We start from the raw sequence: 8,498 nt of genomic DNA, 5'->3' as shown, positions 1-8,498 counted from the left end.
CGTTCTGGCCTCCCAAATATGAACCCGAAGCAAATGTGTGCGCACACTAGCCCACAAGGGGAGAAGGCAAAGGCACTGGCCCAGTCATTAGTTCAACGAAAGTTGAACTTTTTCTTTGACGGACGTGGAACCGTACCTAAGTCTAACGCAACCAACCCGAATCCGCCCCGCAGGAAGGCCACCCCGATGAACCAATACACCCCGCCGAAAGTCTGGACATGGAACAAGCCGAATGGCGGCGCCTTCGCCTCCATCAACCGGCCGATCGCCGGGCCGACGCATGAGAAGGAATTGCCTGTCGGCAAGCATCCGCTGCAGCTCTATTCGCTGGCCACGCCCAACGGCCAGAAGGTGACGATCATGCTGGAGGAGCTTTTGGCGCGCGGCCACAAGGGCGCCGAATACGACGCCTGGCTGATCCGCATCAATGACGGCGACCAGTTCGGCTCAGGCTTCGTCGAGGTCAATCCGAACTCCAAGATCCCGGCGCTGATGGACCGCAGCGAGCCGAAGCCGGTGCGCGTATTCGAATCCGGCTCGATCCTGACTTATCTGGCGGAAAAATTCGGCGAGTTCCTGCCGACGGAGCTTGCGGCGCGGGCGGAAACCTTCTCGTGGCTGTTCTGGCAGATGGGCTCGGCGCCCTATCTCGGCGGCGGCTTCGGCCATTTCTACGCCTATGCGCCGGAGAAGATCGAATACGCCATCGACCGCTTCGCCATGGAGACCAAGCGGCAGATGCACGTGCTGGACCGGCGACTCGCGGAAAGCGAATATCTCGCAGGGCCGGACTACACCATCGCCGACATGGCGGTGTGGCCCTGGTATGGCGGGCTCGCCAAGGGCCGCAGCTACAACGACGCCGCGCAGTTCCTCTCCGTGCAGGAGTACAAGCATGTGCAGCGCTGGGCCGACGCGATCGACGCGAGGCCGGCTGTCAAACGCGGCCGCATGGTCAACCGCATCTCCGGCGATCCGGCCTACCAGCTACACGAACGCCACGACGCCAGGGATTTCGAGACGAAGACGCAGGACAAGCTGCAAGCGGCGGAGTGATCTGCTGATCTCCCCCTCGAGCGGGAAGATCAGCTACCTCCCATAGGTATACGTCACCGTCGCCTCGCCCAGCGCCTGGCTCTTGGCAGCCACCGACACCATCTCCGGCGACGGATTTTCCGGCGTGCGCAGCTTGGCCTCACCCAGCGCGTAGAGCGTGAAGACATAGTGGTGCGTGCCGCTGCCGGGCGGCGGGCACGGACCGAAATAGCCGGCGCGGCCGACGCCGCCCTCGCCGGACACCGCACCCTTGGGCATGCGTTTGCCGCTTTTGGAGCCTGCGCCTTCGGCGAGGCCCTTGGCGCTTGCCGGGATGTTCCAGGCCAGCCAATGCCAGAACCCCTTGCCGCCATTGGCATCGGGATCGAACATGGTGAGCGCGTAGCTTTTGGTACCGGCCGGCGGGTCCTTCCAGGCAAGCGCGATGGAGACGCTCTTGCCGCCGCAGCCGGCCTTGTCGCCGAGATATTTCGCGTCCCATTTGCCGTTGGAGACCGACGGGCTGGATATCTCGAAGGCGGATGCCTGGGTGGCGAAGGCAGCGAAGGCAAGTGCGGCAAGGCCAAAGCGTGAAGTCATGGCTCCACTCCTTCTGCTTGGATTGCCATAAGTCTATCCGAAAGGCGGGCCGGAACCGAGCAACTTTGTGTGACGGTTGGCGCTAATCTCCCACTCGAGGGGGAGATCGCCGCGAAGCGGCCAGAGGGATCGTCTCACGTAGATCGCCGACGACCTCTCTCGTCGAGGAAGGCGCGGGCGCTTCACGCGCGGCGACCCCTTCTGTCGCCTTCGGCGACATTTCCCCTCAAGGGGGGAGAGATTGGCGCCCCTACTCCGCCGCGTTGCATTCCTCCAGCGGCGGCGCCACCAGATCCGCGACAGCCGCAATCCACAGCCTGTCGATGCGGGCGAGCTTGGCCCCATCGATCTGGTCGAGATGGTTCCAATATACCGTCCTCGTAGAAATAGCCGAACTCGCGCTCCATCGCATCGGCTACCTCCACCGCATCGAGGTCGATGCCGGCGCGCAATTCTGACTGCATTGCGGCAAGAAGCGACGGCGACAGCTCCCGCACCGCCTCGAAGGAGAATTTTGGGAAAACCAGCCGACTGCGCGGCAGGTCCGACAGGTTGACGCAGAGCGTGCCGCGCCTGAGCGCATGGATCAGCAGCCGCGCGGACTTCGCCTCGAGGCTTTGCAGCGTGACGTCGTCGCGCAGCGGATCGGCGCGGCCGGTGCCGTAGAAATGGGTGTCGCCGGCATCGTCGTAGATCATGTCGCAGCCGAGGAAGGCTAGCGCGTCGGGCCTCTGATTGTGGATGCTCCAGTAGGCCGCCGTCAGCGACATGGTGGCGCCGGCATAGACGAAACCGCCAAAACTGTTCTGCGCCGGCACATAATGGGCGGCGCTGAAGATTTGCCGCATCGGATCAGGCTGCGGCATTCGCTCGGGTGGAAAATCGCCAGCATGGACAAGGATGTCCCAATCGGGGCGCACGCGCCAGGCATTGTTGATGGCAACGATGCTAGCGAAGGCATCCTTCGGCCACGCGGAGCAGCGCATGACGTCAGGCGCACTGCCGAGCAGCAGCGTCACGCGGGGCGATGCATTCATGCGATCCTCTTTCGCAAATTGGCCCGAAGCATTTGACCTTGCCGGTCCTCCCCTACAAGTGCCGGCCGCCGCGCGATCTGCCCGCCATGCCTTGAAAAAGCGCGGCGATGCGGATCTTCACGAATTCTTTCAGCCGGAACATCCCACCGCAATCCTCCGTTGGAAATCTGAGGCAATCAACGATGAAACAGTTTGGAGGCTTCCAATGATGAAGAAAATTTTTGCAGCTTCCGTGCTATCCGTCGCGCTTGCCACCTCGGCCGCGATGGCGCAGTCGACTGGCGCGAGTGCGTCGGGCGGCGTTTCCGGTGGCGTGTCTGGCGGCACGAGCGGCGACATGTCCGGCGGCACGACCGGTAGCGGAACGGTGACAGGCACCACGCCAAATCCGACGGACTCCACCACGACCAGTTCCACGACGCAGTCACAGTCGAACGGCATGGAGGATCGCTGCAAAGACAGCGGCGGCTACGACACCGACAACAACACTCCAAGCGGCGCCATGACTTCCGACATGCAGAACTGCAACAAATAGCGCCGGTTGACCTGTTCGCTTCGCGCCGTCGGTTTCCCCGACGCGGGAAACGTCAATGAAAAAGCCCCGCCGGTGGAGGCCGACGGGGCTCTTTCGTTCGAGGCCGTGAGGGTGGGACTTCGCGGCCGGTCGATCCAGGGGGTGTTGGATCGGCCGGAACCCTGGCCGAAGAACGGGCGCGCTGATAATCACGCCTGTGCACCACCAATCACGGATGTGCGAGCAGGAGGTGATAGCCGGCTGGTGATCCCCTTGAGGGGGAGATTAGCTACCTCAACAACCTCGCCAGCCTTGGCACGCCCTCATTCACCGCGCGGTCGTTGGCCAGCGTGAAGGACATGCGCAGCGTGTTGCGGCCGGTGCCGTCGGCGTAGAACGCGTTGCCGGGCACGAAGGCGACACGCGCCTCCTTCACCGAACGCGCCAGGAGTTCGGTGGCATCCGCGCCTTCCGGCAGCGTCAGCCAGACGAACATGCCGCCATTCGGCCGGCTCCACGAAATGCCGTCGGGCATCTCGGCCTCGAGCGCGCCGAGCAGCGCGTCACGCCGCTTGCGGTAGGCGCCGATCAGCCTGTCCACCTGGCCATCGAAAATGGCCTCGGCGACGCGGTGCATGACCATCTGGTTGATCGAAGGGCTATGCAGGTCGGACGCCTGCTTCATCAGCACCAGCTTTTCCACCACATGGCGCGGCGCGCAGACCCAGCCGACGCGCATGCCGGGCGAGAGGATCTTGGAGAAGGAACCGCAATAGAGCGTGCGGGCGTTGTCGATGCTGCCGGAGCGCGCGCAGTCCAGCGCCAGGATCGGCGGCACCGCCTCGCCGTCATAGCGCAGCGCGCGGTAGGCGGCGTCCTCGATGACGGCGATGTCGAGCTCGCCGGCGAGGTCGAGCACCGCCCTGCGCTGCGCGGCATCGAGCGTGTTGCCGGTCGGGTTGGCGAAGTCCGGCACCAGATAGGCGAATTTCACCTTGCCGCCATTCGCGGCGGCCGCGCGGTAAGCCTCCGGCGTCATGTTGCCGCCGGCCGTGTTCAGCCGGTCATAACGCGGCTCGTAGGCATTGAAGGCCTGCAACGCGCCGAGATAGGTCGGCCAGGTGACCAGGGCGGTGTCGCCGGGCGACAGGAATAGCTTGCCGAGATAATCGAGCGCCTGCTGCGAGCCGGAGGAGATGAAGATGTTTGCCTCGTCGCATTGGACGCCGAGCTTGCCCATGTAGCCGGCCAGCCATTTGCGCAACGGCAGAAAACCCTCGCTGACCTGGTACTGCAGCGCGGTCCCCGCCTCCGCGCCGCCGAGCACGGCCTGGTAAGCGTCGCCGATGGCTTCAGCCGGAAACAGCGAGGGATCCGGAATGCCGCCGGCAAAGGAGATGATGTCGGGCTGGTCGAGCAGCTTCAACAGCTCGCGGATTTCCGAGGCCTTCATGCGCGACGAGCGCGAGGCCAGAAGGTTCAATAGGGTCAAGGCGCACCTCCCGCGGGGCGTTTTCGTAGTTTAGGTCAATCAGGCTGACCTATTATCAGCCTCCATGCCCGACGTGAATAGCCCAAACGGTCGTAGCCCATCGTCCAGGCGACATTGTTGTTCACGCATGTCAAAATCGCCGCACACTTTTGGGCACCAAGCGCTGGCCCACATATTTTCGGCAGTGCTAATAGAAAATGTTGCCCGGGAGGCGACATCGGGGCAGCATACAAGCCGAGGCCGGTCCGCCAAGAAGAAAATCAATCCGGGCGAAGGGTTGGGGCCGGCCGAAGGGATGGGGGCAATGACACTCGAACTTATCGGGGCCGGCTTCGGCCGCACCGGCACGTGGTCCACTTTCGCCGCGCTGAACAGGCTGGGCTTTCCGAGCTACCACATGCAGGAAGTCATCATAAACAAGGCCAACAAGGGCCATCTCGACTTCTGGCGCAAGGTGGCGAACAGTCCGCCGGGGAGCCAGCACGACTGGAACCGTGTGTTCGCCAACTACAAGGCGACGGTCGACAATCCGGGCTGCTGCGTGTGGCGCGAGCTGATGGCCGCCTACCCCCATGCCAAGGTGCTTTTGACGCTGCATCCACGCGGCGCTGAAGCCTGGTATGACAGCACCATCGACACGATCTACTTCACCGAGAATGTCTGGCAGTTCAAGGTGCTCGAATGGCTGACGCCGTTCGGCCGCAAGTTCGGCGACATGTCGCGCAAGCTGGTCTGGGGCCGCACGCTGAAAGGCGTCATGGACGACCGCAACAAGGCGGTGGCGCGCTACAATGCCTATATCGACGAGGTGAAGGCGTCGGTGTCGCCGGAAAGGCTGCTGGTCTTCAAGGTGACCGACGGTTGGGGCCCGCTTTGCGATTTCCTCGGCGTTCCGCTTCCGAACGAGCCCTTCCCCAACCTCAACGACCGCGCCAGCATCAAGAAGATCATCCGCGATATGATCGTCGGCTCCTATGTGATGCTGGCCGGCGTGGCACTGGCGATCGCACTGGCGGTCGGCGGGCTCTGGTGGTGGCTGGGGTAGCTATAGCCATCCCCAGCGGTCGGTAGGGCCGGCGACGCGGCCCGGGGTTCCGTCGATTGGCGGAATTGCCGATATATTAGAATAGGCGCATGTTATCGCAAGCCGAAGCATGCTCCGGCTGAACCGCCATTGGCCATGTTTGCCCAGGTGGTCCACGGACCAGGTCAAATGTCAGGGAAAACCAGGAAAGTCCGCGCTGCTCACATCATTGGGCAGCCCGAGACGTGATATTGGAGGAGACAGCCATGAAGGTTACCATATTAGCGAATTACGAACCCCAGGCCGCCAAGGGGCTTATGCAGGGATCGGACCGGGAAGCTGCAATCAAGGCGCTTTTTGAAAGCGTCGGCGGCAAGATGAGCAGCCTGATGTTCACGCGCGGCAAGTATGACGTCGTCGTCAATGGCGAAGTGCCGGACCAGACCGCCGGGATGGGCATGGCGCTTGCCGTGCGGGCAAGCGGTTCGGTGCGCGACATGGTCGTCCTCGAAGAACTCGACATGAAGGCAGTGCTCGCGGCCGCCAAAAAGGCTGCCGGCGTCTACAAGCCCGCCGGCTGACCGTCTTGGCCAGGCAGCACGGACAAGCGTGCCGGTGCTGCCTGGCGTCCAGCTAAAGCGCGTGGCCGTAGAAACGGATTCGAGCGACGCGCTTAGGTTACTCAATTCCGGACGGAAACCGCAGCGTAGCTTTCCTGGAATTGCTTAAAACGGCAACCGAATCTCATCGTCATGAGCGGTCTGCCGCCAGCCGATGTCCTTGCGGATCTCCGGCGGCAGTTCGTTCAGCTCGCGCATCGTCCTGCGGCGCTTGCTTGCCCGAGCAAAGGCGGCGCGGATGCGATTAAGGCTTTTGAACATCGGGACCTCCACAAAGCAGCGGCACAAAATCTGCCCGCTCATCGGGCGCCGCTTTTGCGGTGCGTCTGTAACCAGCCGATTGCGCGCGAACGGTGAAATGCTTCACGAAGCCGGAGCGCCCTGAAACATTTGTGTGCAAATTAATTTAAACGACGGAGGCGCATGGTCGCGCTCCACCGCCGTTCAGCGGGCCGCCCAATTGCCTTTCTGCCCGGCCCCGTCCCTCACGATGATTTCGCGGTGTGGATAGGGAATGCCTATGCCGTTCTTTTTGAACGTATCCCACAGCGCCAGCAGCACCTTGCCACGCACATTGGTCAGGCCCTGCTGCGGATCGTGGATCCAGAAGCGCAGGACGAAGTTGAGCGAGGAGTCGCCGAACCCCGTCAGCCAGCAGACCGGCCGCCGATCGGCTTCGACCCGCCCGACGCTGATCGCGGCCTCGATCGCCAGTTCGCTGACCTTATGCGGATCGGCGTCGTAGGAGACGCCGAAATCCACGTCGAGCCGCACGAGGTTGTCGCTGAACGACCAATTGATAACCCTTTGGGTTATGAAGTCTTCGTTCGGGATCAGATATTCGCGGCCGTCGCGCGTCACCACCGAGACGAAGCGCGCCCGCAATTCCCGTATCCAGCCGAATGTGCCTTCGAGCGAGATGGTGTCGCCCGGCTTGATCGACTTGTCGAGCAGGATGATCATGCCGGAGACGAAGTTCGATACGACCTTCTGCAGCCCGAAGGCGAGACCGACACCGATCGCGCCGGAGAAAACCGTCAGCGCCGTCAGGTCGACGCCGACGGCCGAAAGAGCGACAACGCCGGCAACCAGGACCAGTCCGATCTTTGCCACCTTGCCGATGAGGACGCGGATCGAGGGCGTCAGCTCCTCGGAGATGCGGACGCGCTCATCGACATAATTGCCGATGACCACGGCAAGCCAGACCGTGGCGACCAGCAGCAGCAGCGCCTTGAGCAGCAGCAGGGCCGAAAGGCGGATCGCGCCCATGGGGATTGCGAGGCTGTCCAGCAACGTCGCGGTCTCATCACTAACGCCCAGGATGACAAGCGCTGCGTAGATCCAGATCAGCCAGCCGAGAAGGCGGGCGACGAGGCGGTTGTGAACGATGCGCGACAGCACCGACGCGACAAGCCACGCGAGCGACAGCGAAAGGGTGACATGGATGAGGTAGAGGTGGCTCGGCCACACGAAAGGGCGCATGACGTTGAGCGCGGCAAGCAGGAAAAGCGTGAAGAGGATCCAGTCGGTGCGTCGCAGCAGGGCGATCACGACCCTCAGCAGTCCGGGATGCCCCTTGATCTCGCGTGCCCGGTCCTCGATCAGCAGCTCGACGCGCCGCCCGGCAAACCTGGCCGCGAGGAACAGCGTGAGGACAATGGCGAGTTGGTAGAAGAGCCACAGCGAGGTGGCGTAGTTGAACCATTCGCTGGACCAGGCCAGCGCTCGGCTGATGGCGTCGCGAACATCCATTGCCACACGACCATCATTGACGGGCTAATAAACCCGCCGTTGCGGGGCCTATTCAAAGCCGCGCGTTCACGCGCTCGGGCGACTATGCGCCGGCGGCGCGTTTGTCCGACGAATTCTTCCGTTGATCCTCTTCGTCGATCTCGCCCATCGCCTGTTCCCAAAAGCGCAAGTCGGCGCCCTCGGGCTTTCCTTCTTTTTCCCAAAGCTCATAGGCACGCTGGCGGATGCGTTCTTCCCTTGTTTGGTCAGCCATGAAAACCTCCCGGTCTCTGTTTCACCGGAAGGAACGTTGGCGCCAGCGAAACGATCCATGCGAAGGCCTGGCGGCGGCCGATTTTCTCAGGCCCCCTCACCCAACCATTTCGCCACCCTTGGCAATCTGCGGCTCGATAGATCGGGCGCAGGCCGGACCGCGGCGATGCCG

General features: G+C 62.9%; 10 protein-coding genes. 4 read left to right on the top strand and 6 right to left on the bottom strand.

What is annotated here, in order from left to right:
* Window positions 1-186 precede the first annotated feature (186 nt).
* Window positions 187-1,056 (top strand): glutathione-dependent disulfide-bond oxidoreductase, encoded by an 870-nt coding sequence (gene yghU, locus RFM40_RS28770; RefSeq protein WP_320228688.1) that lies wholly within the window; start codon window positions 187-189, stop codon window positions 1,054-1,056.
* A 33-nt stretch (window positions 1,057-1,089) separates the two neighbouring features.
* On the opposite strand, the gene RFM40_RS28765 is transcribed toward yghU, so the two are convergent.
* Window positions 1,090-1,635 (bottom strand): YbhB/YbcL family Raf kinase inhibitor-like protein, encoded by a 546-nt coding sequence (locus RFM40_RS28765; protein WP_320228687.1) that lies wholly within the window; start codon window positions 1,633-1,635, stop codon window positions 1,090-1,092.
* 182 nt (window positions 1,636-1,817) lie between these two features.
* Window positions 1,818-2,672, bottom strand: a complete 855-nt coding sequence (locus RFM40_RS28760) for a hypothetical protein (RefSeq protein ID WP_320278692.1) — start codon at window positions 2,670-2,672, stop codon at window positions 1,818-1,820.
* Between RFM40_RS28760 and RFM40_RS28755 the strand changes: the two genes are divergently transcribed.
* Window positions 2,671-3,207 (top strand): hypothetical protein, encoded by a 537-nt coding sequence (locus RFM40_RS28755; protein ID WP_320278691.1) that lies wholly within the window; start codon window positions 2,671-2,673, stop codon window positions 3,205-3,207. The two genes, RFM40_RS28760 and RFM40_RS28755, sit on opposite strands and share 2 nt — an antisense overlap.
* 268 nt (window positions 3,208-3,475) lie before the next feature.
* Here RFM40_RS28755 and RFM40_RS28750 read toward each other — a convergent pair whose 3' ends face one another.
* Complete coding sequence (locus RFM40_RS28750; RefSeq protein ID WP_320278693.1) at window positions 3,476-4,639, bottom strand: aminotransferase-like domain-containing protein; 1,164 nt, start codon at window positions 4,637-4,639, stop codon at window positions 3,476-3,478.
* A gap of 343 nt (window positions 4,640-4,982) precedes the next feature.
* Between RFM40_RS28750 and RFM40_RS28745 the strand changes: the two genes are divergently transcribed.
* Window positions 4,983-5,723, top strand: coding sequence for a sulfotransferase family protein (locus tag RFM40_RS28745; protein WP_320276517.1), 741 nt, complete (start codon window positions 4,983-4,985; stop codon window positions 5,721-5,723).
* A gap of 245 nt (window positions 5,724-5,968) precedes the next feature.
* Window positions 5,969-6,283: a GYD domain-containing protein gene (locus RFM40_RS28740; RefSeq protein ID WP_320228684.1), complete on the top strand. Its 315-nt coding sequence runs from the start codon at window positions 5,969-5,971 to the stop codon at window positions 6,281-6,283.
* 144 nt (window positions 6,284-6,427) lie between these two features.
* On the opposite strand, the gene RFM40_RS28735 is transcribed toward RFM40_RS28740, so the two are convergent.
* The 3 genes from RFM40_RS28735 to RFM40_RS28725 form a co-directional block, all read right to left on the bottom strand.
* Window positions 6,428-6,625 carry a DUF1127 domain-containing protein gene (locus tag RFM40_RS28735; protein WP_320228683.1) on the bottom strand — a complete coding sequence of 66 codons (198 nt, stop codon included), beginning with the start codon at window positions 6,623-6,625 and terminating at the stop codon, window positions 6,428-6,430.
* A 141-nt stretch (window positions 6,626-6,766) separates the two neighbouring features.
* On the bottom strand, window positions 6,767-8,074 hold the full coding sequence (locus RFM40_RS28730; RefSeq protein ID WP_320228693.1) for a mechanosensitive ion channel family protein: 1,308 nt from the start codon (window positions 8,072-8,074) through the stop codon (window positions 6,767-6,769).
* Between the two features lie 82 nt (window positions 8,075-8,156).
* Complete coding sequence (locus RFM40_RS28725; protein ID WP_320223176.1) at window positions 8,157-8,327, bottom strand: DUF2934 domain-containing protein; 171 nt, start codon at window positions 8,325-8,327, stop codon at window positions 8,157-8,159.
* Between the last annotated feature and the right edge of the window lie 171 nt (window positions 8,328-8,498).

Source organism: Mesorhizobium captivum (genome assembly GCF_033977165.1).
GTDB lineage: Bacteria > Pseudomonadota > Alphaproteobacteria > Rhizobiales > Rhizobiaceae > Mesorhizobium > Mesorhizobium captivum.
Note: the sequence above shows the minus strand (reverse complement) of the source record. Positions and strands in the feature narration are given on the sequence as shown.

Coding starts and splice junctions, on each gene's coding strand:
- yghU (WP_320228688.1), top strand. CDS start 187: ATGAACCAATACACCCCGCCGAAAGTCTGGACATGGAACAAGCCGAAT.
- RFM40_RS28765 (WP_320228687.1), bottom strand. CDS start 1,635: ATGACTTCACGCTTTGGCCTTGCCGCACTTGCCTTCGCTGCCTTCGCC.
- RFM40_RS28755 (WP_320278691.1), top strand. CDS start 2,671: ATGCGATCCTCTTTCGCAAATTGGCCCGAAGCATTTGACCTTGCCGGT.
- RFM40_RS28760 (WP_320278692.1), bottom strand. CDS start 2,672: ATGAATGCATCGCCCCGCGTGACGCTGCTGCTCGGCAGTGCGCCTGAC.
- RFM40_RS28750 (WP_320278693.1), bottom strand. CDS start 4,639: ATGAAGGCCTCGGAAATCCGCGAGCTGTTGAAGCTGCTCGACCAGCCC.
- RFM40_RS28745 (WP_320276517.1), top strand. CDS start 4,983: ATGACACTCGAACTTATCGGGGCCGGCTTCGGCCGCACCGGCACGTGG.
- RFM40_RS28740 (WP_320228684.1), top strand. CDS start 5,969: ATGAAGGTTACCATATTAGCGAATTACGAACCCCAGGCCGCCAAGGGG.
- RFM40_RS28735 (WP_320228683.1), bottom strand. CDS start 6,625: ATGAGCGGGCAGATTTTGTGCCGCTGCTTTGTGGAGGTCCCGATGTTC.
- RFM40_RS28730 (WP_320228693.1), bottom strand. CDS start 8,074: ATGGATGTTCGCGACGCCATCAGCCGAGCGCTGGCCTGGTCCAGCGAA.
- RFM40_RS28725 (WP_320223176.1), bottom strand. CDS start 8,327: ATGGCTGACCAAACAAGGGAAGAACGCATCCGCCAGCGTGCCTATGAG.